We start from the raw sequence: 20,500 nt of genomic DNA, 5'->3' as shown, positions 1-20,500 counted from the left end.
CGACGGTCACGAAGGAGTCCTCATGAACAACACCTCTGCAGAGCGGCCCACGCACACGGCGGGTGTTGTGTCCCATGCTTTCCGGTACCCGCGCGTGCTGTCTATCGCCAGCTCCGGCGGACCGTTGAACCATGGGCACGCGCCCGAAGCGATGCGGCTCCAGCCGCTGAATTGAATGTCAAACCATCCAGGACACAACACCGCCGGGGCCACGAGTGCAACCGGCGAAATTGTCGCTGACGTCCTCGCCTTCATCGAGCAGGACGGGTGCACCGACGACGACTTCGATCGGCTGGCGTTACGCCTGTTCGCCCATCAGTACGGCAACAATCAGGCGTACCGACGCTTCTGCCAGCGGCGCGGCGCGACCCTGCGCAATGTGAAGCGCTGGAGCGACATCCCGGCAGTGCCGATCGACGCCTTCAAGGAGCTGGACCTACGGTGCGAGCCGCCGGCCGCAACGGACCGCGTCTTCATGACCAGCGGCACGACCCGCAGCGAGGTGAAGGGCCGTCATCATCATCCGACGCTGGCGGTCTACGACCGGTCGATGATCCGCAACTTCTCGAGTCGGTTCATGCACGGCAGCGGCCGGATGCGCTTGGGGATCCTGTTCCCCACCGAAACCGTGCTGCCCAATTCCTCGCTGGCCCACTACCTTGCGCTCGCTCTGAGTGAATTCGGCACCGAGGAGAGTCGTTACTTCGTGAGCCCGCAGGGACTGGACAGTCCCGGCCTGTGCGATGCGCTGGCGGACGCTGAACGCCACGGCTTGCCCTACGCCCTGCTCGGCGCCAGCTACAGCTTCGTGCACCTGATCGACGAACTCAAGCAGCGTGGAAAATCTTTCCGCCTGCCGGCGGGCAGCCGGGTCCTGGACACGGGTGGCTACAAGGGACAGTCGCGCGAATTGCCACTCGACGCCTTCTATGCGGAGCTGTCCGCCCGGCTCGGCATCGAACGATTGCAGTGCATCAACATGTATGGCATGACCGAGCTGAGCACGCAATTCTACGACGCGGGCAATGCTACCGTGCCGTCGGTGAAGTCGGGGCCGCACTGGATCCGCTCCCGCCTGGTCGACCCGCTCACGAGCCGCGAAGTCGCGCGTGGCGAACGCGGTATCTTGGTCCATTGCGACCTTGCCAACTTCAATTCCGTGACCACCATCCTGACCGAGGACGTGGGCCTGGCAGCCGACGGAGGGTTCCTGCTGCTCGGTCGCGCCGAGGGCGCGCAGGCCAAGGGCTGCTCGCTGGCGGTGGAGGAATTCATCCGGGCGGCAGCGGCATGACGACGCTGCACGCGGCTGCCGGTTACTTGCCTGGCCTGGCGCCGGCGGAAGTGCAGTGGCAGCCTCTGGTCTTCGAATCGGGCGCCACGCGGCTCGAAGTCGCCGTGCCCGTGTTGAGCCCGCAACAGATGACCGCGCTCGCCTTGCGGGTCAAGCAGGCCAGCCGCCTCCATCTGAAGACGATGACCGTGTCGGAGATCGTGGCCGTGGTGGATCGCGCGATCGCCCGCCTGCTCGACCCGGCCGACGCCTACCGCATACAGGCCGACCGGCTGCTGCCGATCGTCAGCGGCTACGACGCCGATATGGTTCGCCTGGGACTCACGGCTTTCTTCAAGACCTTTCGCGAGCCGCAACTGCACCGCTTCGTCGCCGAAGACTTCGCCAATCCCAAATTGCTGGACGAGTTCCAGCCGCGACCCAAGGGCGGCGCGGCCAGGGCGTTCGGGCCGGATCTGCTGGTTCACAGCTGGGCCGGCAACGTTCCGGCCCTGCCGCTGTGGAGCCTGGTCTGCGGATTGCTGGTGAAGGCCGGCAACATCGGCAAGCTGCCAAGCGCGGAGCCGCTGTTCGCGGGCCTGTTCGCTCGGCTGCTGGCCGAGGTCCACCCGCCGCTGGCCGATTGCCTGGCCGTGGTGTGGTGGAAAGGCGGCGAGGAGGAACAGGCGTCGGCCCTCTACGCCGAGGCGGACACGGTGCTCGCCTACGGCGCCAACGATTCGCTGGCAGAGATCCGCCGTCGGCTGCCGGTCACGACGCGCTTTCTGCCGTACGGCCACAAGCTGGGCTTCGGCCTGGTGAGCGCCGCGGCCCTCGACACTCTGCGCGCGCCGGCGACGGCACGACTGGCCGCCTGGGACGTGATGCGCTACGACCAGCAGGGCTGCTATTCGCCCCATGTCTTCTACGTGGAACGCGGCGGCAAGGTGTCGCCGCGCGAATTCGCGCAGTACCTCGCCAGCGAGCTCGCCAACCTGCAGAACCGTTTCCCGCGCCGGGCCCTGGCGCTGGAGGATTCAGCCGCCGTGGCCGGATGGAGGCAAGCCATCGAGCTGCAGTCGATGTCGGCGGGCGGCGAGTTTGTCAGCGAGCTGATCGGCGAGGACGGCGCGGCCTTTGGCGTCGCTTACGCCGATGAAGCACGGGCCTTGGCCCCCACGGCGCTGAACCGGAGTCTCCAAGTCGTCGCGGTCGACTCGCTGGAACAGGTGATCGCGCAAGTGGAAGCGCACCCCCCCTTCCTGCAAACGGCGGGCGTGGCGGCAGCACCGGCTGAACTGTTCCGGCTGTCGGAGTTGCTGGGAGCAGCCGGCGTGACCCGCATCACCGCCATCGGCTCGATGACCTCGCCGGAGGCGGGCTGGCATCACGACGGCCGGTTCAACCTGCTGGACCTGGTGCGGATGGTCGAGATCGAGCAGTCGGCAGAACTTGCGGCCGACAAGCTGGCGCCGTACGCGGACTAGGAGCGCTCGTGAGCTTCCTCGACATCGACAAGGTGGGCTTCACCTACCCCGGCTGGCCGCCGGTGGTGCGCAGCGTCGACTGGCGCATCGCGGAAGGCGAGTTCCATTGCCTGGTCGGGCGCAGCGGCTGCGGCAAGACGACCTTGCTCAAGCTCGCCGCGGGCCTGCTGCATCCCCAAACGGGCAGCATCCGGTTGCAGGGCAGGGAGGTGGTTGCGCCCGGACCGCAGCTCGGCTTCGTGTTCCAGTCGCCCACCCTGCTCGAGTGGCATCGCGTGATCGACAACGTCCTGCTGCCGGTGTCGCTGCAACACAAGCCAACCGCCCGGGAGATCGACAAGGCGCAGCAGTTGCTGGCGCTGCTCGGTCTGTCGGCCCATGCGCAGCACTACCCCCGGCAGTTGTCGGGCGGCCAGCAAAGCCGCGCGGCCCTGGCGCGCGCACTGATCCTGGAGCCGGCGTTGCTGTTGCTGGACGAACCCTTCGCCGCGCTGGACGCGATCACTCGCGGCGAGCTGCAGGACGACCTGCTGCACATGTGTCGCCTGCGCCGCACCACCGTCCTGTTCGTGACGCACGACATCTCCGAGGCGGTGTATCTGGGCGACCGGGTCGCGGTGATGGACAGCGGCCGGATCGTGCAGGACGTCCGCGTCGAGGTGAGCAAACCGCGCGCGCCGGCAATGCGGTACGGCGCAGCCTTCAACCTGCACTGCGCGCAAGTGCGCGACGCGATGGACATGGCGACGGTATGAAGCTGACCTCCGCGCGCACGCAGTTCTGCTCCTGGGCGCTTCTGCTCGCTTTGCTCGCGGGATGGGAGCTGGCGTCGCGCGGCTCCGGCGTTTCGGCCCTGGTCCTGCCGGCGCCTTCGGCGGTGATGAAGTCGCTCTGGATGGGCCTGTCCACCGGCTACCTGTGGCCCCACATCCGCACGACCGGCCTCGAGCTGGTGCTCGGGCTGTTCACCGGCTGCTTGATTGGTTTCATCAGCGGCGTGGCGATGGCCGAGTCGGCGCTGCTGCAACGCGTGCTGAAGCCTTACATCGTGATCAGCCAGGTCATCCCCAAACTGGCGCTGGCGCCGCTCTTCATCGTGTGGTTCGGCTTCGGCATGACGTCGACGGTGGTGATCACGGCGCTGATCTGCTTTTTCCCCCTGATGGAAAACACCGTGACCAGCCTGCAGCAGGTCGACCCGCAACGGCTCGAGCTGTTTCGGATGCTAGGCGCCACGCGGCGTCAGACACTGCTGCGCCTGAAGCTGCCTTCCGGCCTGCCCGGCATCCTGGCGGGCCTGCGGGTGGCGGTGGTGCTCGCGCTGGTCGGGGCGGTCGTCGGGGAGTTCATCGGCGCCAGCCAGGGGCTCGGCGCGCTGATCATCGCCTCGCAGGGAATGATGGACACGCCGCTGATGTTCGCGGTGCTGGTTGTCATCGCCGCGCTCGGCCTGCTGCTGTACCAAGTCACGCTCGCGGTCGAGAAACGACTGCTGCTGCCCTACACCCGAATCTCATGAAGGAAACGTCCATGCACAAACCCATCGCACGCCGTTCCGCGCTGCTGGCAACCGCTGCGCTTTTCACCTTGGTAGCCGCAGGCGGGGCGAACGCTGCCGACACGCTGGAGAAGATCACTGTGGCCGGCTGGAGCAAGCCGATCACCGAGATCACGCACCTGCTGGTCGAGCCCGACAAGGGCATCTTCAAGGCCAACGGGATCGATCTGGCCTACGTGTCGGGCGCCGGCGGGGGCGACGCGATCCGCAACATCCTCACGGGACAGGCGGACGTGGCCTTCACCGATCCGGGTGCGTTCTTTTCGGCCCTCGACAAGGGCGAGAAGCTGCGGGCGATCTACGACATCTACCCACAGAACGTCTTCAACGTGGTCTCGCTCAAGTCCGCCAACATCACCAGCCCGGCCGACCTAAAGGGCAAGAAGATCGGTGTCTACAGCCTGTCCAGCGGCACCCGCCAGAACCTGTTGGTGCTGCTGCACCAGGCCGGTCTGTCCGAATCCGACGTCACCATCGTCGTCACCGGGCTGTTGAACTTCGCGCCGCTGCTGCAAGGCCAGGTCGATGCGACTGCTGCCACCGACACCGGCTTGCTGGTGGGCAAGCGTAAGGGGCTGGGCGACGTCAACGTGATGGAGGTGCGCAACTACTTGAACGTGTCGAGCGACCTGTTCGTGGTGCGGGAACAGGTCTATCAGCAGAAGAAGCCATTGCTGAAGCGGTTCCTGAAAGCCTATCGCGAGAGCGCGGCGTGGATGATCGCCAACCCCGACGAGGCGGCTGGCCTGGCGGTGAAACACGCCATCGACGGTACCGACCGCCCCACCAACCTGGAAGTGATCCGCCTGCGCAATGCCGCCTCCGTGTCGGCCACCACCGGGAAAAACGGTCTTGGTGCCTTCGACCTGGAGTCGCTGCAAAAGGCCGCGGACGCCTACCGCAAGCTGGGCCTGATCGGGCACGACATCAAGGTCTCTGACGTGGTCAGCACGGAACTGCTGCCGGCGCGATGAAGGTTGACACCATGAAGTTCGATGGCAAGGTGGTGCTGGTCACAGGTGCGAGCCGTGGCATCGGCGCCGCCATTGCGCAGGCCTTCGCAAGCGAAGGCGCGACGGTGGTGGTCAACCACCTGAGCAACGACGCCGCAGCCGCCGATGTGGTCGCAAATTGCAAGGCGGCCGGTGGCGACGCCTGGGCTGTGAAGGCCGACGTCAATTCGGGCGCGGCCGTGCAGGCCATGGTGGAACAGGCCCTGGATGCAGCGGGCCGCATCGACGTGGTGGTCAACAACGCCTTCCGGCCGTATTCATTCGACCCGCAGCGCCGCACCTTGTTCGGCGACATGGCGTGGCAGGATTACCAGGCGCAGTTCGATGGCGCCGTCGGCGGCGCATACAACGTCTGCAGGGCCGTGCTGCCGCACTTCAGGCACCGCACTCAGGGCAGCATCGTCAACATCGTCAGCGACCTGGTCGAGCGGCCGGTGATTCCGTACCACGACTACACGACCGCCAAGTCGGCGCTGGTCGGCTTCAGCCGCAACCTGGCCGCCGAACTGGGGCCGCTCGGCATCCGTGTCAACTGCGTCGCCCCTGGCCTGGTCTACCCGACGCAGGCCAGCAGCGCGACCCGGGAAGAATTTCGTGAGTCGCTGATCGCCGCAACCCCGCTGCGACGAATCGCGCGGCCCGAGGACGTTGCCGGCCCGGTGCTGTTTCTCGCTTCCGAATGGAGCCGCTTCATGACGGGCCAGGTGCTGTTCGTCGATGGCGGCCTGGTGATGAAATGAAGAGTTCCATCGGCATCGCCGGCGCCGGCCTGCTGGGTCAGCTGCTCGCGTGGCAGCTGAGTCGGGCCGGTCATCAAGTGAGCGTGTTCGAACTCGACGATCTGCGCGTCGACGCACTGCTCGGCCAACTGGTGGCCGAGGCTCCCGAACGGACGATCGCCGAAGGTCCCGGCGCGTGACGCACGACTTGGCGACCTTCTGACACGCCAATTCGGCCAAGGCAGCGCGCACGTCGGCTCTGCACGACCGGTCCGCTGGCTTCCCACGCGCCGACCGCGACCAAGGTAGCGGACCGTGCTTCCAACTACGTACCACCCAGTCAAAGTCGGACCACCCGCCGGTTTCTCGCCAGCTTGATGAAGCGATTCGTAGTCCAACGCAAGCTCTCCCGCAAGAGCATTTTTGGGGAGCCGCACCGATGCTCAGCGCGTCGTACTGCGGCTCGTCGAAGGAGGTTGCCATGGTCAAGAAGGTTCAGCCCAACGACGAACAGTGGAAAACACTCCAAGCCCTCCGTGAGGCCAATAACAGTCGGTGTCCGACCGATTCAATCAACGTCTCGGGTCGCCTAAGGTCGAACGGATTTGTCGCAGCGGACCGCCAAGGTCGCAATTTCCTGACCGACCAAGGACTTGGCAGATTGAACCAAGGTCGCTAGCCCGAGCCGAACTCGCCGGTCAGCAGTTTCACGAAACGCGTGGCCGCCGGCGACAGGGAACGGCCCTGTTTCGCGATGATGGACGTGTTCCGCTCGACCGTCGGGCACGTCAGGCGGTGCGCCACCAGGGTTGGGTAGCCTTCGCGCGCGAGGATCGACGCAGGGAGCACCGAGACGCCCAGCCCGCTGGCTGTCATCGCCAGCGCGTACCGAGTAGGGACACTGCGTGGGCGAACTGCAACTGCACGCCGGCCGCCGCCGCTGCCTGGTCGATGCTGCGGCGCACGCCGTAGCCCGGTTGGACCGTGACCAGCGGATGGTCCGCCAGTTGCTGCCACGAAACGCTGATGCGTGCCCGAGCCGGGTAGTCCCTTCCTGAGATGCGGCCCAACGGTTCTCATCCTTGCGCGCGCCTGCGCGTGGCGCGTCGTTGCCGTCCAAGCAGCGGCAGCAGGCGAAGATGCAAACACGAGCGAATAACACGGCGTTATGACATTGGGCAAGATTGGTATTCGACCGCATTCAGCGCAAACCTTAGCATTCGATGATGAACGCGGTGCTCCCCTCGACCCATCTGCGAGACGAGCCGCTGCGATCGACCTCCGGCGTGTTGTGCGATGTCGTGATCAACGCGACACCTCTAGGAATGAAGGTGAGCGACGCACTCCCGATCGACCCGGCTTCGCTCGCCCCGGGCACATTGGTGGTCGATGTGATCATGGAGCCGGCCACCACGGAGCTCCTCAGGCGCTCGGTAGAGCGAGGCCTGCCAATCCACCCCGCGACGACCGATGCTCGACCATCAGCTTCCGGCGTACCTCGATTTTTTCCAGCTGCAGAGCGTCGCTGAACTTGCGCGATCGTCGCTGCAGTCCGGCGCCACCGTGCCCATCCTTCCCTAGAAAGAGACAAGACATGAACCAAGTCATCTGCCCCTTGTTGAAAGGCCTTCTCGTTGCCGGCGCCACGCTCCTCCTGTGCACCGCGCACGCGCAAGACTATCCCGCGAAGCCTGTGTCCCTGGTCGTCGGCTTCGCACCCGGCGGCTCGGCCGACATCCTGGCGCGCCTGATGGCGCAAAAGCTGGGCGGCCCGCTGGGCCAGACCGTCATTGTCGACAACAGGCCGGGTGCCGGCGCCACGATCGCAACCGCCGCGGTTGCCGCAGCGAAACCCGACGGCTACACATTGCTGATGGTGACCAGCGGCCATGCCGGCAGCAGCGCCCTGTATCCCAAGCTGAGCTATGACACGCAAAAGAGCTTCGACCCTGTGGCGAAGGTGGGCGCCTCGCCGGTCGTCATCGTCGCTCCGGCGTCGACGCCGTACAAGCAAATGAAAGACGTTGTCGATGCGGCGCGCAAGAGTCCCGGCAAGCTCAACTATGCGGCGGGCGGCGGCGGCGCCACCACCACCAGCCTCGCGGCCGAGTTCCTGAAGAGCGAGACGAAGATCGACATGGTCATGGTGCCGTACAAGGGCTCTGGCCCGGCGCTCACAGCACTGCTGTCGGGCGAGGTCGATGTCGGCTTCGACATCCCTTCGAGCGCGCTGCCGCACATCAAGTCGGGCAAGCTGCGGCCCCTGGCGGTGACAACCAGGACGCGATCGAGCGTGCTGCCCGACGTGCCAACGGTTGCCGAGCAGGGCTTGCCCGGTTTCGAAGTCACTGGCTGGTTCGGCATCCTGGCGCCGGCCGGCACGCCGCCGGCGGTGATTGCGCGGCTGAACAAGGAAGTCAACGCCGTACTGAGCGATCCGGACACCAGGCAGAAACTCGAGAGCCTGGGCGTCGAGGCCGCTTCCGGCAGTCCGGCGGAATTTGGCAAGCTGATCGAAAGCGAAACGAAGCGCTACGGTGACGCGATCCGCAAGCTCGGCATCAAGGCAGAGTAAGCCGCGCATGACCGGCGCTGAACATACAGCAGACGTCGTCGTCATCGGCGGCGGGCTGGGCGGGGTGGCCGCGACGCTGGCGGCCGCGCGGCTCGGCGCGAGCGTCGTGCTGGTCGAGGAGCTCGACTGGCTCGGCGGTCAGTTGACGTCCCAGGCCGTGCCGCCCGACGAGTACCCCTGGATCGAATACCTGACGGCGTCGCAGAGTTACGCCACTTTTCGCGAAACGATCCGCGCGTATTACCGGTATCACATGCCCCTCACGGACGCAGCGCGCGCGCGCGTGCGCCTGAACCCCGGGCAAGGCAACGTCAGTTCGTTGTGCCATGAACCATGGGTCGCGGTGAAGGCGATCGACGAGCTGCTGGCGCCGCACATCGCCGCCGGCCGTGTGTCGGTGCTGCGCAAGCACCGCACGCTGAAGGTGGAAACCGATGGCGACCGCATCTGCGCAGTGCATGTACGCGACCTGGAAGCCGACGTTGGCCGTGTGTTGACCGCACCGCTCTTCATCGACGCCACGGAGATCGGTGATCTGCTCGAGATGGCCGGCGTGGAGCATGTGTTCGGCGCCGAGGCGCAGTCGCAGACGAACGAGCTGCACGCGCTGCCCGAGGCGGACCCATTCGACCAGCAGGCCATCACCTGGTGCCTGGCCGCGGACTACCTGCCGAATGAAGACCACACCATCGACAAACCCGTCGGCTACGAGCGCCTGAAGACCTTGCAGCTCGACTGCTGGCCTGGCCCGCAGCTGAGCTGGACCCTGAGCGACTTCGTGACGCACCAGCCGCGCGAGCGTCCGCTGTTCGTGGGGCCGACCGATACAGATTCCCTCTATGACCTGTGGCACGCACGGCGCATCGCATACCGCCAGCATTTCACGCCAGGCAGCTATGCCAGCGACATCACGCTGGCCAACTGGCCGCAGATGGACTACTGGGAGAAGCCGATCGTCGGCGTCGCGCCGGCCTTGCAGGCGGCTGCACTGGAAGAGGCTCGGCAGCTCAGCCTGGCTTTCTTCTACTGGATGCAGACCGACGCACCACGCCATGACGGCGGCCAGGGATATGCAGGCTTGCGGCTGCGAGGCGACGTGCTCGGCACAACCGACGGACTGGCCAAGCAGGCCTACTACCGAGAAGGGCGGCGCATTCAGGCCGAGTTCACGGTGCTGGAACAGCATATCGGCGTTGCGGCACGGCCGGGAAAGGCGGGCGCCGAGCGCTTTGCCGACAGCGTAGGCATCGGCGCCTATCGCATCGACCTGCATCCAAGCACGCGCGGTCGCAACACGGTCGACATCGATTCGTTCCCGTTCCAGATTCCCCTCGGGGCGCTGCTGCCGGTGCGCGTCGAGAATCTGCTGCCGGCCTGCAAGAACCTCGGCACCACGCGCATCACCAATGGCGCCTATCGCGAGCACGCGACCGAGTGGAGCATTGGCGAAGCTGCGGGCACGCTGGCTGCGTTCTCTCAGGCGCGCAAGGTATCGCCGCGTACTGTGCGCGCCGACGATGTCCTCCTCGACGACTTCCAGCGCACACTGGAACGGCAAGGCGTGCTGCTTGCATGGCCGAGCTTCGGCGCGCTGACGCCGACCCAAAGAGTGGGCTACCAGCACGCCGCGCGCTGACGCTGTCTTCAGTCGCGGCCGACCTGCTTCAACGAGGCAGCAGCCAGTTCGACCATCCGCTTGCCGAGCATCGAAGGCGCGAAGCCCTCGTGCGTGAGCGCGAAGATGCCCAGCGACGGACTACCGACGATGGGCCGGAAGTCCAGTTCGTCGCTGCGGCAGGCGCGCGCCGTCAGGTCGTCCACGATCGCGACGCCGGCGCCGCAGGCCGCCAGCGCGCAGGCCATCTGCCCGGAGCGCACCTCGACCGATGACGCTGCCTCCACCTTGCTGCTGGCGCACCAGTCGGCAATGATGCGGCCCTGCGGCGTGTCTCGGCTGAACGAGATCAGACGCTCGTTCAGCACGTCGCTGGGACGCAGCAAGCGTTTCGACGACAGCGCATGGCCCCTGGGGAACACGCAGACGAGGCGCCACTGTCCTACCGGTTTCGATGTCAGCAGCGCGTTGTCGGTCGGGATGGTCGAGATCGCGACGTCCGCTTCGCGGCTGGTCAGGCGGCTCAACATCTCGCGGGTCGGCAGCGTCTCGAGGTAGATCCTGGCCGCCGGAAATTCTTTCGCCAGCGATGCCACGGCGCGTGGCACGGCGACCAGCGCGGTGCTCGGACTGGCGAGCACGCGCAGCGACAGTCGCGCACCCGACTTGAGCTCCTCGGCGCGTTCAGTCACCCGCCGGATGCCGCCATACACCTCGGACACTTCCGCGTAGAGGGCCTGCGCTTCCGGTGTCGGCAGCAGCCGGCCCTTCGTGCGCTCGAACAGCCGCAGGCCCAGTTGCAGCTCGATGTGCGCCAGCATCCGGCTGATGCCGGGCTGCGAGACGTGGAGCAAGCGCGCGGCGTCTGTGACGGAGCCGGCCAGCATCACGGCGCGAAACACTTCGATCTGTCTCAAGTTCATGTGGCCTCCGGATAACCCGATGTTATGGGAGGTCCATATCTTGGTATTGGCTTCTCGATGTGGCGCTTTCTATGATCGATCGAAGCCATGACATTGGAGACATTCGAAATGAACGACACCCTCCGGACAATGAACCGGCGCACGATGCTTTCCACCATCGCGCTCGCCCTGACCGCCGCGCACAACGGAACTGGCTGGGCCGCGGACGCATGGCCGAGCAAGACGGTGCGCATCATCGTTCCATTTGCGCCGGGCGGTGGCGCCGACAGTTCGGCGCGCGTGCTGGCGGAGGTGCTGGCGCCGAAGCTCGGGCAAAGCGTCATCGTGGAGAACCGGCCGGGTGCCGGCAGCGCTATCGGCGTGATGGCCGCTGCGCAGAGCAAGGACGGCCACACGCTCCTCATGGGAAGCAACAGCATGGTGATCAACCCGGTGCTGAATCCCTCGATCACCTACGACGTGGCCCGCGATTTCGACGCGATCGGCATGGTGTCGGCGCAGCCGCTCGTATTGGTCGTGCCTGCGTCGTCGAAGATCACCAGCTTTGCTGATCTGGTCGCCGAGGCGAAGGCACGGCCGGGCACGGTGACCGCCGGCAACAGCGGCAACGGCACGCTGGCGCACTTGACGGCTGAGTTGTTCGCGGTCCAGACGCAAACCGCGATCACCAGTGTTCCCTACAAAGGTGAAAGCGCACTCCTGCCCGACCTGATCGGCGGGCTGGTGTCGTGCGGCTTTCTCAACCTGCCGAGCGTGATCGCGCACATCCGCGCGGGCCGGCTGCGCGCCTTGGCTGTGTCTTCGCCTGCGCCGGTGGCCGAACTCTCGGGCGTGCCGACACTGCGATCGCTGGGCCAGCCCAGCCTCGAGGTGCAAGGCTGGGCCGCGCTGGTCGCGCCGAAAGGCACGATTCCCAAGGAGGGCCTTGCCCGTCTCGAGACCCTGCTGACTCAGGCGTTGGCGACCGATACCGTGAAGACGCGTTTCGCCGCGTTGAGCGTCGAGCCCGTCGTCAGCGGTCGCGATGCCACAGCGCAGTACCTGAAAGCCGAGGGTGCTCGCTGGCAGCAGGTGATCAAGGCGCGCGGCATCAAGGCGGACTCGTGATGAGCAGCGAAGCCTTCGGCTATCGCATCGCCTCCACGATGAACGCCGATGTGGTTGTCTGCGGTGGTGGCGTTGCGGGAGCGATGGCGGCGGTCGCGGCCGCACGCGCCGGCGCTTCGGTGGTGCTGGTGGAACGCTACGGCTTTCTCGGCGGCAATGCCACGGCCGGCGCCGTCGCGCAATTCAACAGCTGGCAAACCGCCAACGGCCGCCGGGTGGTCGCGGGCTTGGCCGACGAAGTGGTGACGCGGCTTGGGCGGTACGGCGGCGCCGGCGAGCACGCGACGTTCGTGATGTCGACGGGCCACAAGATGGACCGTGTCGAATACGCGCCCGAAGTGCTCAAGCTGGTACTGGACGATATGGTCCAGGAGGCTGGCGTGCGCCCGCTGCTGCACGCCAGCGTGCTCGACGTCGGCGTGACCGGTCGGCGCATCGACTGCGTGCACGCGCTGACCAAGAGTGGCGTGGTCGAGCTGCGTGCGCAAGTGCTGATCGACGCTTCCGGCGATATTGATGCGCTCAAACGCGCTGGCGCCACCTTCCTCCAACTCGACGAAGGCGAGGCGTTGCAGCCGGCCACGATGATGTTTCGCTTCGGACCGATCGACTTTGCGCGATTCGACGCGCTGCCGAAGGCTGAAGTCGCCACCCTGGCGCGCCGTGGCTACGACGACGGTCGGCTGGCGCGAGCCGCTTTGCATTCCAGCCGTGATCCGTTCAGCAACGACGGCTGGTTCAATATCAGCCGCCTCGGCATCGACGCCACGGACGCGATGGCGCTAGGTGCCGCCGAGATCGAAGGCCGACGGCAGGCTTGGAACGCAGCCCAGTACCTGCGGCAATGCGTCCCGGGTTGCGAGGGAGGCCAGTTGCGTGCGTTCGGCACCCAGGTCGGTGTTCGCGAAACACGGCGCATCGTCGGCGACCACGTCTTGACCAGCGAGGAATTGCTGCGTCCGGAACAGTTTCCCGATGCGATTGCCGCCGGCGCGTATCCGATCGACATCCATCCGGCCGCCGGCGGCGAACTGCGCTACGAAGGCCTCGGTGACGACCACGCGTACCAAATCCCGTACCGCAGCCTGATTCCGGTCGGCTTCGACAACGCGCTGGTGGTCGGGCGCGGCGTCTCGGCGACGCACAGCGCGCACGCGGCGATCCGTGTGATGACCATCTCGATGGCCGTAGGCCAGGCAGCCGGCGTGGCGGCTGCGATGGCGGCGCAGTCGAAGCAGCAAGGGAAGGTCCGTGCCGTGTCGATGCCGGCACTGCGCGAACGACTGCTCAGAGACGGGGCAAAGCTGGCTTGACCGGAAGGGCGCTGTACAAAATTGCGCCCGGGATTGCCTGCGGTGAAGCCATCGCCCGCTCGGGCATTCCCATGGCCAACAGCCAGCTTCCCTCGATCGCTTGCGCCTGTCCGCCCGTCAGCCAGGGCAGCGGCGCTGCGTCGGGCGATCGCTGGGCGAGCAGCAAGTCGTGGGTGCGGGATGCGTGTTCATCTGCGCGCAGGCGAGCCGCATCTTCCGCATCGAACGTCCACACGGCCAGGTTGGTTGATGCGAAGCATCCAAGCGCCTCGCGAACATCGCACACCCAACGCGACAGGTTGCACAGATGCGGGCGCATGCGCGCGCTCATCGGTGTAGGCCGGCTCAGCAGAAGGCGATAGGCGTCGCTTTCCAAGACCTGCGCTTCGCGCATGCCATAGATCGTGAGGTAGCGTGGCGCAGCGCTGTTGCACAAGCGTCGATAGCGCCGGCCCCACAGCATGCCTGGGACCGTCAACCGCTCGGGCACGTGCTCGCTTGCATGCCACGTGTTGTACTCGGCATCCACGTCGGGCGTGACGTCGTTCCATAGTGCCAACACGGCGCCCGTGCCGGCTATATCGTCATTCATCGCGTGCTTGCGGCTTCAGGAGCACCTTGCTCGCCGCCTTCGCGTGCGCCAGCGCAAACCCCTCGCGGGCTTGCGACAACGGCAAGACATGACTGACCATCGGGCGCATGACAGCATCCATCTCGCCCATCAGTTCGAGGGCCAGAGGCCAATCGGATTCGGGCGGACGAAACGAGCCACGCATTTGTTGCTGGTTGCGCACCATCGGTGTCAGGTCGAGCAAAAGCGGGCGGGCATGGATGCCGGTGACGACCACGATTCCATTGCGCCGCAACAGCGCCAGGCCTTCCGTGATGGTTTCGGGCACCCCCGTCGCTTCGAATATGACATCAAAGAGCTCGCCGCCCGTGTGCGGCCGGGCGCCTTCGGCCAGCGGCTGAGTTGCCACATCGACCAAGGCATCGAAGCCCATTCGGCGCAGTGCGTCGAATCGGGCTGCGTCGTCGAAGCCGCTGACCACTACCTGCGTGGCACCGGCACGGCGTGCCAGCGCAGCGATCCCCTGGCCGATGGTGCCCGGGCCCATCACCAGCACGCGCTTGCCGGCTACGTCTCCTGCGATGCGAAGCGCCTGCATCGATATGGTGAGCGGCTCCGTGAGCGCTGCGAGCTCGTCGCTCAGGCTGTCGGGCACGGGCACGCAGTTGCGCAACGGGACCCGGACCCAGGGCGCGAAGGCGCCATCGCGCGTCATTCCGATGCCGCGGCGCTTCTCGCAGCCATCGTGGTTGCCCGTGGCGCAAGCGGTGCAGACGCCACAAGTCACGGAGGGACGAACGACCACGCGCTGGCCGGCCAAGGAGCCGGTCTGCGCAACCCCGACGAACTCGTGCCCGATCGTGACAGGAATGCTCTGGGTGATGAAGGCATAGCTGGGCGTCCAGTCGTCTACGTGCAGGTCGCTGCCGCAGATGCCGGTGGCCCTGACTTTCACGAGCACATCGCTGGAATCGGCTTCCAGCACGGGAGCCGGTATGTCCACCAGTTCGAGGCCCGCTTCCGGGCGTGTCTTGCGCAAAGCTTGCATGGTGCTTGATTCCGGTGTCAGTCGATGCTGATGCCGACCTTCTTGATGATGGCGCCCCATTTGAGGCTTTCGGCCGCGATGAAGGTCTTGAACTCGTCGGGCGAGCCTCCGCCGAGGATCAAACCCTGCTTTGCGAAGGCGTCGCGCACGTCCTTGTCCTTCATCACCTCGTTGACGTCGGCATTGATGCGGCGCACCAGTTCCGGCGGCATGCCGGCGGCGCTGAACAGGCCGTTCCACGCCAAGGCTTCGAAGCCGGGATAGCCCGCCTCGGCGACCGTCGGCAGGTCCTTCATGGTCTCGGTGCGCTGGAGGCTGGTGGCTGCCAGCAGGCGAATGCGCCCGCCCTGGATCAGCGGCAGCAGCGCAGGAGCCACGGTGAACAGAGCCTGTGTCTCTTCGGACGCTACCGAAATACCGGCCGGTGGCGAGCCGGCGAACGGCACATGCGTGGCTTCGAAACCCGCCGCACTCTTGAACAGCTCCATGGTCAGGTGCGAAGAACTGCCGGCGCCGACCGAGGCGTAGTTGATCTTCCCGCCCTGCTTCTTTGCCCAGGCGACGAATTCGGGCAAGGTCCTGGCGGGGTTGCTGGCCGCAACCGCCAGCACGTTGGGTTGCGACGAGGTGAGCACGATCGGCAGCAGCTCCTTGGCAGGGTCGTAAGCCATCTTCTTGTACATGTGCGGCCCGAATGCGATCGGACCGTTGAAGCCGACGCCCAGGATGTAGCCGTCGGCCGGAGCCTTGGCAACGGCGGTCATGCCCAGCATGCCGCCTGCACCAGCCTTGTTGTCGACCACGACCGGCTGCTTCCAGCGCTCGCGCAGCTTGTCGCCCAGCGTGCGGGCGATGAAGTCGAGCGAGCTGCCGGCTGGCGCCGGCACGACCAGCTTGACCGGCTTGGTGGGCCAGCTCTGGGCCGACGCGGCCAGGCCAAATGCGCAACCCGCGAGCAGGGCGAGAGCTTTCTTCATGTGTGTCTCCGTTCAGTGGGCGGCGCTCTTGCGCCTGGAATGGACGAATTCTGGTCGCTGACGTTCGATACGCCAAACACCGATACGCTATGGATTTGATATCTCCTGGATATGGAGTTTTCATGACCATGGAACTGAGGCACCTGCGCTACTTCGTGGCCGTGGCCGAAACAGGCAACCTGAGCCGGGCCGCGGAAAAGTTGTTCATCGCACAGCCACCGCTGTCCGTGCAGATCCGGCAGCTCGAAGAAGAAATGGGCACTGCGCTCTTTGTGCGCCACCCCAAAGGCGTACGCCTGACGACAGCAGGCGAGTCCTTGCTGCCGGAAGCGCGGTATCTGCTCGACCGTGCGGCGCGCATGAAGGAGTCTGTGACGGGAAGCGCCAGCAGCGGCCACTTGGCTCTTGGCTTCGTGCCCTCGGCCAGCAGCACGGTGCTGCCGAAGCTCGTCCGGCATCTCAAGAAGGAGCATCCGGCGCTGCATATCGAACTGCGCGAGATGATCAGCAGCGAGCAGGCGGAGGCGGTGGCCGCGGGTCATCTCGATGCCGGGATCGCACGCAGCAAGCCGCACCATCCGCGGCTGACGGTCGCGGCGCAGATGGCCGATCCCTTTTGCCTTGCGCTGACGCCGCAGCAAGCACGCCGTGCCGGCAACCCGGTCGAACTGCGCAGCTTCGCGGACCACGATTTCGTCGCCTTCACCCGGCACCGAGGACCAGCGTACTTCGACCAGTCGATCTACCTCTGCGCAAAGGCCGGCTTCAGCCCGCGCATCCGCTACGAAGCGAGCACGGTGCACGGCGTGCTCGACCTGGTCGGTGCCGGGCTCGGCGTGGCATTGGTGCCGTCTTCGTGCGCGTTGCTTGGAGTGGTGGGCACGAGGTTTTGCAGCCTGCGGGGACCGGCCGCCAGCGAGGTGCTTGTTTTGCTGAGGCGAAAGGCGGATCCGAATCCTCTGTTGCCTACGTTGGCAGATGCAGTGCGCGCGAACTTTGCTGACCTTCAACGCCGCATGGCAGAAATGCTGGGCTGTTGAAATGGCCGAGCAGACCGACGCTTGAGACTGCTTGTCGCCCGGACGCGCCCACGCTGCTTCTGGCTGTCCGTGTAGTAGATCCGAGGCCTTTGCTTCATCTGCAACACTCCTTCTGCCTACGCAGTTTTTAGTGTGTTGCATCGAACGGTTGAATCCGCAGCCGCGTCCCGTCACTGGATGAATCAAGCAAACGCTGCCTCGCTTCCGGCAAGAAGCGCAGACCTCACTCCTCGGCCTGCAACGACGGTGCGACATGGCGGAGCTGCGGAACGCCCCCCCCGTCGAACAGGAAGAGGCTCCCCCTCATTGAGATGAGCCCTGTCTCCTTGGCGCAGGTAGAGTCGTCTCGCTCCAACTGCAATCGCACGTCCGCACCTCGTCCGCTCTCGATCCACTCATGACCTCGATTTTGACGGTGGCAACGAAAAAGCCCCGGCCGTTTCCGGTCAGGGCAAGAGGTCGGCGGTCGACCTTGGAGAAGGGTTCCCACTGAGAGATTTCATCATGGGCGCTTTGGCGGCGCCGTTCAACGCCCCCGCGCACAGGAAGCTACGCGGCAGCCCTCCGGATCGGAACTACTGCACAGTTCGGCCGAAAATTTGACGATCCGCTGCACAAGCAAGCTCAGATATGACAAACCCGCCTCGGTGGGCTTGGGGTTGGCTTAAAGTGTTGACGCTGAAGCCCTAAACGCCAACGATCTCCGAGTCACTTGCTGCCCGGGGATCGTTTATTTTGTGCGCGACCCGTAGGTCCGCAATGGAGCAAGGGCGAACAGCCGCTTCGGGCCCGATGCCGTCCGTCGCCACCGATCGACCTACGGCAGGTATGTAGTGCGAAGCTGCCGTTCGCCGCTGCGCCTCAAGCTCACCATCCCGGCCAGGAGCGATTGTTGAACAGGGTCCGCTTCGGAGACGCTCGCACGTCACAGTGAAGATGGGGATCGGGTTTCATCGGCGCCGCCACAGGTGTACGCTGAGTCCGGCTCGGAAACATCGGCCAACGGAGGAACCCATGGACTCGCCCTACTTCTTTCGACTTGGGGATGCCATTCGTGATATCGCGACGGACCCGGCAACCGCTGCCGATCCCATCAAGCGAACGTTCTTGTGTGACGGTGAGCATCTCTCATGCAACGTCAACGTTCTCGAAGAAAGCAAGGACGTCATCCATATCCAGCCGGACCACGACGAGCTCGTGCTTGTCCTGGAAGGCGAGTGCGCGTTCCGGGTAGGCGACGAGATCAGAAGAGTCACGGCCGGGGACCTCATGTTCATCCCTCGCGATACGGTGCATGGCCCCGTTGTCGACAATGGACGTGTTGCACTTCTGTCGGTTTTCGCTCCATTCTTTGATCGAACGAAGAAGAACATCCGCTGGTCGCGCGATGCGTTCGCATAGCAATTGCGGCGGCCACGACGCGTTCGAAGCGGACGCGATCCGACCGGCGGCGAAAGCCGGCCCACTATGCGAAAAGTGCCCTGCCGGCGATCAGGCCAGCGATGTGCGCGGCGTCCTCCCCGACGCCGGATACCAGCGAGGACTTGAGCTTGTGCATGAAGTGCAGGCCCACGAAGTACAAGCCCGGCACGGAGGTGGCCCCGCGATACTGCAGCGGCCGGCCGCCGGCGTCGAAGATGGGGAACTCGATCCAGCCGAAATCGAGTTCGTAGCCCGTGGCCCAGATCACCGCGGCGATCCCGTCCGCCTCGATGTCCAAGTCCTCGCGACCCGTCAGCGCGCGCACCGCACGCTCGCCCGCGGGCTCGCGTGGCACCAGCCCGTCGCGCTCGCGGGCCAGCGCGTCGCACGCGGCGATGAATTCCCCGTAGGCTGCGTCCGCTTCCTGGAGGCGGCATTCGAGGTCAGGCGCGAAGGCGATTCGCCCGCCCGCAACTCCCGCGATCCGGCCGAGCAGGCACACGCCTCGTGCTGCGGACTGTCGCAGGTCGACGTCGTAGCCGCCGCGCACGCCCGTCAAGAGCGGGGTGGTGCGGCGGCGTTCAGGCGGCGTCGTGTCGACCGTCTGGTCCCATTCACCGAGCTCGCGTCGCCACCAAAACACGTCGCGGCCGCGATAGCGGCGCGGGACACGCCGATGATGTCCGACCGACAGGAAGACCCGCCGCCCGCTTTCCATCAGCTCGTCGGCGATCTGGCAGCCCGATGCCCCGGAACCGACGACCAACACGGCGCCTTCGGGCAAGGCGGTGGGGCTGCGGTACTCGGAGGCATGCAGTTGCAGCAAGCGCGCCGGCAAGTCGCGATGGATATGAGGCAGCCGCGAGAGCTGGTACGGTCCGGTGGCCACGACGACGTTGGTCGCCAGGAGCGGCCCCTCCGACGTGTCCAGTTCGAAGCCTGAGGAATGCGCCCGCAACGCGGAGACCTCAACGCCCAGTCGGACGGGCGCGGCAACGAAAGAGCAATACGACTCGATGAAAAGCACTACCTCGTCCTTGTGCGCGAAGCCCTCGGGTTCGTCCGTCGCGTACGACAGGCCGGGCAGCGCAATCGTCCAGTTTGGGAACTGGAACATCAAAGAATCCCAGCGTTGGGAACGCCAGCGTTCGGCGATACGCCCTCGCTCGAACACGACGTGCTCGCGGCCGAGGCAGCTCAGGTGACGGCTCATCGCTAAGCCGGCCTGCCCGCCCCCGATGATTGCGGTGTACACCTTTTCCATCGCCGCGCTCCTTTGCCGACCGGTATAGCGCGATCGCGGTGCGGCGGCAATCGCGCTTGCGCAGGAGCGCGCTGGTGAACCAAGAGGGGCTGGACGGCGCGAGGTCGTTGCGGTCGGCAGGGCCCACGGCGTGGATTTGCCCGAGAACTACGCTGAGGTGCGCCTCCAGCTTGCGGACGACGTGGCCTATGACATGACCTCCTCGATGCATCACGATCTCGAGCGAGGCAATCCCTTGGAGGTCTGCTGGCTCTCCGGGGGCGTTGTGGAGCTTGGTCAGCGCAAAGGCATGCCGACGCCCCTGAATCGCGCGATCGCCGACATCCTCGCGCTGCACGCTGACGGAACAGCCCACAAAGTGACGCCCGGCAGATCGGCGCACCGGATCCGCCAGCGAGGACATCGCCCGCGCCCGTGGACCGGTGATCCCTGACGTTGAGCGTCGGAATTCGGGCGCCTGGATCGAACTGCACTAAGGCCGCTTTAGGGCCGAAACCGCCAGCTCGGTTCGCGCCGTTGAACGACCGGAGTCGGTCTTGACCCGCCGCACGATTGGCGCGACCCAAGGAACCGTTCATGGCCGTTTCCGGCTGTC

General features: G+C 65.8%; 22 protein-coding genes. 15 read left to right on the top strand and 7 right to left on the bottom strand.

The features are described 5' to 3' along the window. Positions 1–22: 22 nt before the first annotated feature. Genes ACSQ9A_RS36150 through ACSQ9A_RS36115 form a run of 8 tightly spaced genes read left to right on the top strand, consistent with a single transcriptional unit; the run spans position 23 to position 6,250 of the window. A complete protein-coding gene (locus ACSQ9A_RS36150; protein ID WP_436294280.1) occupies positions 23–175 on the top strand; it encodes a hypothetical protein in 153 nt (50 codons plus the stop codon). Beyond that, entirely contained in the window at positions 176–1,294 is a 1,119-nt protein-coding gene (locus ACSQ9A_RS36145) for a long-chain fatty acid--CoA ligase (RefSeq protein WP_436307530.1), read from the top strand. Further along, complete coding sequence (locus tag ACSQ9A_RS36140) at positions 1,291–2,760, top strand: acyl-CoA reductase (RefSeq protein WP_436307529.1); 1,470 nt, start codon at positions 1,291–1,293, stop codon at positions 2,758–2,760. Before ACSQ9A_RS36145 ends, ACSQ9A_RS36140 begins: the two co-directional genes overlap by 4 nt. Positions 2,761–2,768: 8 nt before the next feature. After that, positions 2,769–3,515 carry an ABC transporter ATP-binding protein gene (locus ACSQ9A_RS36135; protein ID WP_093110599.1) on the top strand — a complete coding sequence of 249 codons (747 nt, stop codon included), beginning with the start codon at positions 2,769–2,771 and terminating at the stop codon, positions 3,513–3,515. Further along, complete coding sequence (locus tag ACSQ9A_RS36130) at positions 3,512–4,279, top strand: ABC transporter permease (RefSeq protein ID WP_093110601.1); 768 nt, start codon at positions 3,512–3,514, stop codon at positions 4,277–4,279. The genes ACSQ9A_RS36135 and ACSQ9A_RS36130 overlap by 4 nt, the downstream gene beginning before the upstream one ends. 11 nt (positions 4,280–4,290) lie before the next feature. Beyond that, the gene (locus ACSQ9A_RS36125) at positions 4,291–5,292 is read left to right on the top strand and encodes an ABC transporter substrate-binding protein (RefSeq protein ID WP_436307528.1); all 1,002 of its coding nucleotides are present in this window, start codon (positions 4,291–4,293) and stop codon (positions 5,290–5,292) included. 11 nt (positions 5,293–5,303) lie between these two features. Further along, positions 5,304–6,071 carry an SDR family oxidoreductase gene (locus ACSQ9A_RS36120; RefSeq protein ID WP_436294275.1) on the top strand — a complete coding sequence of 256 codons (768 nt, stop codon included), beginning with the start codon at positions 5,304–5,306 and terminating at the stop codon, positions 6,069–6,071. After that, positions 6,068–6,250 carry an NAD(P)-binding domain-containing protein gene (locus tag ACSQ9A_RS36115; RefSeq protein WP_436307527.1) on the top strand — a complete coding sequence of 61 codons (183 nt, stop codon included), beginning with the start codon at positions 6,068–6,070 and terminating at the stop codon, positions 6,248–6,250. The genes ACSQ9A_RS36120 and ACSQ9A_RS36115 overlap by 4 nt, the downstream gene beginning before the upstream one ends. Positions 6,251–6,725: 475 nt before the next feature. Here the strand turns inward: ACSQ9A_RS36115 and ACSQ9A_RS36110 are convergent, their stop codons facing one another. Further along, positions 6,726–6,926, bottom strand: coding sequence for a LysR substrate-binding domain-containing protein (locus ACSQ9A_RS36110; RefSeq protein ID WP_436307526.1), 201 nt, complete (start codon positions 6,924–6,926; stop codon positions 6,726–6,728). Further along, on the bottom strand, positions 6,923–7,120 hold the full coding sequence (locus ACSQ9A_RS36105) for a LysR substrate-binding domain-containing protein (protein WP_436307524.1): 198 nt from the start codon (positions 7,118–7,120) through the stop codon (positions 6,923–6,925). The genes ACSQ9A_RS36110 and ACSQ9A_RS36105 overlap by 4 nt, the downstream gene beginning before the upstream one ends. Before the next feature lie 524 nt (positions 7,121–7,644). On the opposite strand from ACSQ9A_RS36105, the gene ACSQ9A_RS36100 reads away from it, so the two are divergent. Together ACSQ9A_RS36100 and ACSQ9A_RS36095 are read left to right on the top strand one after the other, a co-directional pair. Further along, positions 7,645–8,625 carry a Bug family tripartite tricarboxylate transporter substrate binding protein gene (locus ACSQ9A_RS36100; RefSeq protein WP_436307523.1) on the top strand — a complete coding sequence of 327 codons (981 nt, stop codon included), beginning with the start codon at positions 7,645–7,647 and terminating at the stop codon, positions 8,623–8,625. A gap of 7 nt (positions 8,626–8,632) precedes the next feature. Continuing rightward, the gene (locus tag ACSQ9A_RS36095; protein ID WP_436307522.1) at positions 8,633–10,261 is read left to right on the top strand and encodes an FAD-dependent oxidoreductase; all 1,629 of its coding nucleotides are present in this window, start codon (positions 8,633–8,635) and stop codon (positions 10,259–10,261) included. An 8-nt stretch (positions 10,262–10,269) separates the two neighbouring features. Here the strand turns inward: ACSQ9A_RS36095 and ACSQ9A_RS36090 are convergent, their stop codons facing one another. Further along, positions 10,270–11,163 carry a LysR family transcriptional regulator gene (locus tag ACSQ9A_RS36090; protein WP_436307521.1) on the bottom strand — a complete coding sequence of 298 codons (894 nt, stop codon included), beginning with the start codon at positions 11,161–11,163 and terminating at the stop codon, positions 10,270–10,272. 108 nt (positions 11,164–11,271) lie between these two features. Here ACSQ9A_RS36090 and ACSQ9A_RS36085 point away from each other — a divergent pair, with 108 nt between their 5' ends. Together ACSQ9A_RS36085 and ACSQ9A_RS36080 are read left to right on the top strand one after the other, a co-directional pair. Beyond that, the gene (locus ACSQ9A_RS36085; protein ID WP_436307520.1) at positions 11,272–12,270 is read left to right on the top strand and encodes a Bug family tripartite tricarboxylate transporter substrate binding protein; all 999 of its coding nucleotides are present in this window, start codon (positions 11,272–11,274) and stop codon (positions 12,268–12,270) included. Beyond that, on the top strand, positions 12,270–13,583 hold the full coding sequence (locus tag ACSQ9A_RS36080) for an FAD-dependent oxidoreductase (protein ID WP_436307519.1): 1,314 nt from the start codon (positions 12,270–12,272) through the stop codon (positions 13,581–13,583). The genes ACSQ9A_RS36085 and ACSQ9A_RS36080 overlap by 1 nt, the downstream gene beginning before the upstream one ends. On the opposite strand, the gene ACSQ9A_RS36075 is transcribed toward ACSQ9A_RS36080, so the two are convergent. The 3 genes from ACSQ9A_RS36075 to ACSQ9A_RS36065 are packed head-to-tail and all read right to left on the bottom strand — an operon-like array spanning position 13,558 to position 16,179. After that, positions 13,558–14,145, bottom strand: a complete 588-nt coding sequence (locus ACSQ9A_RS36075; protein ID WP_436307518.1) for a hypothetical protein — start codon at positions 14,143–14,145, stop codon at positions 13,558–13,560. The genes ACSQ9A_RS36080 and ACSQ9A_RS36075 overlap by 26 nt on opposite strands. A gap of 22 nt (positions 14,146–14,167) precedes the next feature. Beyond that, positions 14,168–15,202: a zinc-dependent alcohol dehydrogenase gene (locus ACSQ9A_RS36070; protein WP_436307517.1), complete on the bottom strand. Its 1,035-nt coding sequence runs from the start codon at positions 15,200–15,202 to the stop codon at positions 14,168–14,170. A 17-nt stretch (positions 15,203–15,219) separates the two neighbouring features. Continuing rightward, the gene (locus ACSQ9A_RS36065) at positions 15,220–16,179 is read right to left on the bottom strand and encodes a Bug family tripartite tricarboxylate transporter substrate binding protein (protein WP_436307516.1); all 960 of its coding nucleotides are present in this window, start codon (positions 16,177–16,179) and stop codon (positions 15,220–15,222) included. Here ACSQ9A_RS36065 and ACSQ9A_RS36060 point away from each other — a divergent pair. Beyond that, on the top strand, positions 16,143–17,219 hold the full coding sequence (locus tag ACSQ9A_RS36060; protein ID WP_436307515.1) for a LysR family transcriptional regulator: 1,077 nt from the start codon (positions 16,143–16,145) through the stop codon (positions 17,217–17,219). The two genes, ACSQ9A_RS36065 and ACSQ9A_RS36060, sit on opposite strands and share 37 nt — an antisense overlap. Before the next feature lie 1,014 nt (positions 17,220–18,233). Further along, positions 18,234–18,620: a cupin domain-containing protein gene (locus ACSQ9A_RS36055; RefSeq protein ID WP_436307514.1), complete on the top strand. Its 387-nt coding sequence runs from the start codon at positions 18,234–18,236 to the stop codon at positions 18,618–18,620. Between the two features lie 64 nt (positions 18,621–18,684). On the opposite strand, the gene ACSQ9A_RS36050 is transcribed toward ACSQ9A_RS36055, so the two are convergent. After that, entirely contained in the window at positions 18,685–19,905 is a 1,221-nt protein-coding gene (locus ACSQ9A_RS36050) for an NAD(P)-binding domain-containing protein (RefSeq protein WP_436307513.1), read from the bottom strand. 49 nt (positions 19,906–19,954) lie between these two features. Here ACSQ9A_RS36050 and ACSQ9A_RS36045 point away from each other — a divergent pair, with 49 nt between their 5' ends. Then, on the top strand, positions 19,955–20,338 hold the full coding sequence (locus tag ACSQ9A_RS36045; protein ID WP_436307768.1) for a ketopantoate reductase family protein: 384 nt from the start codon (positions 19,955–19,957) through the stop codon (positions 20,336–20,338). The last annotated feature ends 162 nt before the right edge of the window (positions 20,339–20,500 follow it).

The organism is Variovorax sp. LjRoot290 (assembly GCF_964253985.1).
Classification (GTDB): Bacteria; Pseudomonadota; Gammaproteobacteria; order Burkholderiales; family Burkholderiaceae_C; genus Variovorax.
Note: the sequence above shows the minus strand (reverse complement) of the source record. Positions and strands in the feature narration are given on the sequence as shown.

What these genes read in the sequence shown, in the direction of transcription:
- ACSQ9A_RS36100 (WP_436307523.1), top strand. Translation starts at nt 7,645, where the DNA reads ATGAACCAAGTCATCTGCCCCTTGTTGAAAGGCCTTCTCGTTGCCGGC.
- ACSQ9A_RS36085 (WP_436307520.1), top strand. Translation starts at nt 11,272, where the DNA reads ATGAACGACACCCTCCGGACAATGAACCGGCGCACGATGCTTTCCACC.
- ACSQ9A_RS36090 (WP_436307521.1), bottom strand. Translation starts at nt 11,163, where the DNA reads ATGAACTTGAGACAGATCGAAGTGTTTCGCGCCGTGATGCTGGCCGGC.
- ACSQ9A_RS36125 (WP_436307528.1), top strand. Translation starts at nt 4,291, where the DNA reads ATGCACAAACCCATCGCACGCCGTTCCGCGCTGCTGGCAACCGCTGCG.
- ACSQ9A_RS36140 (WP_436307529.1), top strand. Translation starts at nt 1,291, where the DNA reads ATGACGACGCTGCACGCGGCTGCCGGTTACTTGCCTGGCCTGGCGCCG.
- ACSQ9A_RS36050 (WP_436307513.1), bottom strand. Translation starts at nt 19,905, where the DNA reads ATGGAAAAGGTGTACACCGCAATCATCGGGGGCGGGCAGGCCGGCTTA.
- ACSQ9A_RS36120 (WP_436294275.1), top strand. Translation starts at nt 5,304, where the DNA reads ATGAAGTTCGATGGCAAGGTGGTGCTGGTCACAGGTGCGAGCCGTGGC.
- ACSQ9A_RS36150 (WP_436294280.1), top strand. Translation starts at nt 23, where the DNA reads ATGAACAACACCTCTGCAGAGCGGCCCACGCACACGGCGGGTGTTGTG.
- ACSQ9A_RS36110 (WP_436307526.1), bottom strand. Translation starts at nt 6,926, where the DNA reads ATGACAGCCAGCGGGCTGGGCGTCTCGGTGCTCCCTGCGTCGATCCTC.
- ACSQ9A_RS36080 (WP_436307519.1), top strand. Translation starts at nt 12,270, where the DNA reads ATGAGCAGCGAAGCCTTCGGCTATCGCATCGCCTCCACGATGAACGCC.
- ACSQ9A_RS36130 (WP_093110601.1), top strand. Translation starts at nt 3,512, where the DNA reads ATGAAGCTGACCTCCGCGCGCACGCAGTTCTGCTCCTGGGCGCTTCTG.
- ACSQ9A_RS36065 (WP_436307516.1), bottom strand. Translation starts at nt 16,179, where the DNA reads ATGAAGAAAGCTCTCGCCCTGCTCGCGGGTTGCGCATTTGGCCTGGCC.
- ACSQ9A_RS36055 (WP_436307514.1), top strand. Translation starts at nt 18,234, where the DNA reads ATGGACTCGCCCTACTTCTTTCGACTTGGGGATGCCATTCGTGATATC.
- ACSQ9A_RS36060 (WP_436307515.1), top strand. Translation starts at nt 16,143, where the DNA reads ATGCGCAACCCGCGAGCAGGGCGAGAGCTTTCTTCATGTGTGTCTCCG.
- ACSQ9A_RS36145 (WP_436307530.1), top strand. Translation starts at nt 176, where the DNA reads ATGTCAAACCATCCAGGACACAACACCGCCGGGGCCACGAGTGCAACC.
- ACSQ9A_RS36095 (WP_436307522.1), top strand. Translation starts at nt 8,633, where the DNA reads ATGACCGGCGCTGAACATACAGCAGACGTCGTCGTCATCGGCGGCGGG.
- ACSQ9A_RS36115 (WP_436307527.1), top strand. Translation starts at nt 6,068, where the DNA reads ATGAAGAGTTCCATCGGCATCGCCGGCGCCGGCCTGCTGGGTCAGCTG.
- ACSQ9A_RS36070 (WP_436307517.1), bottom strand. Translation starts at nt 15,202, where the DNA reads ATGCAAGCTTTGCGCAAGACACGCCCGGAAGCGGGCCTCGAACTGGTG.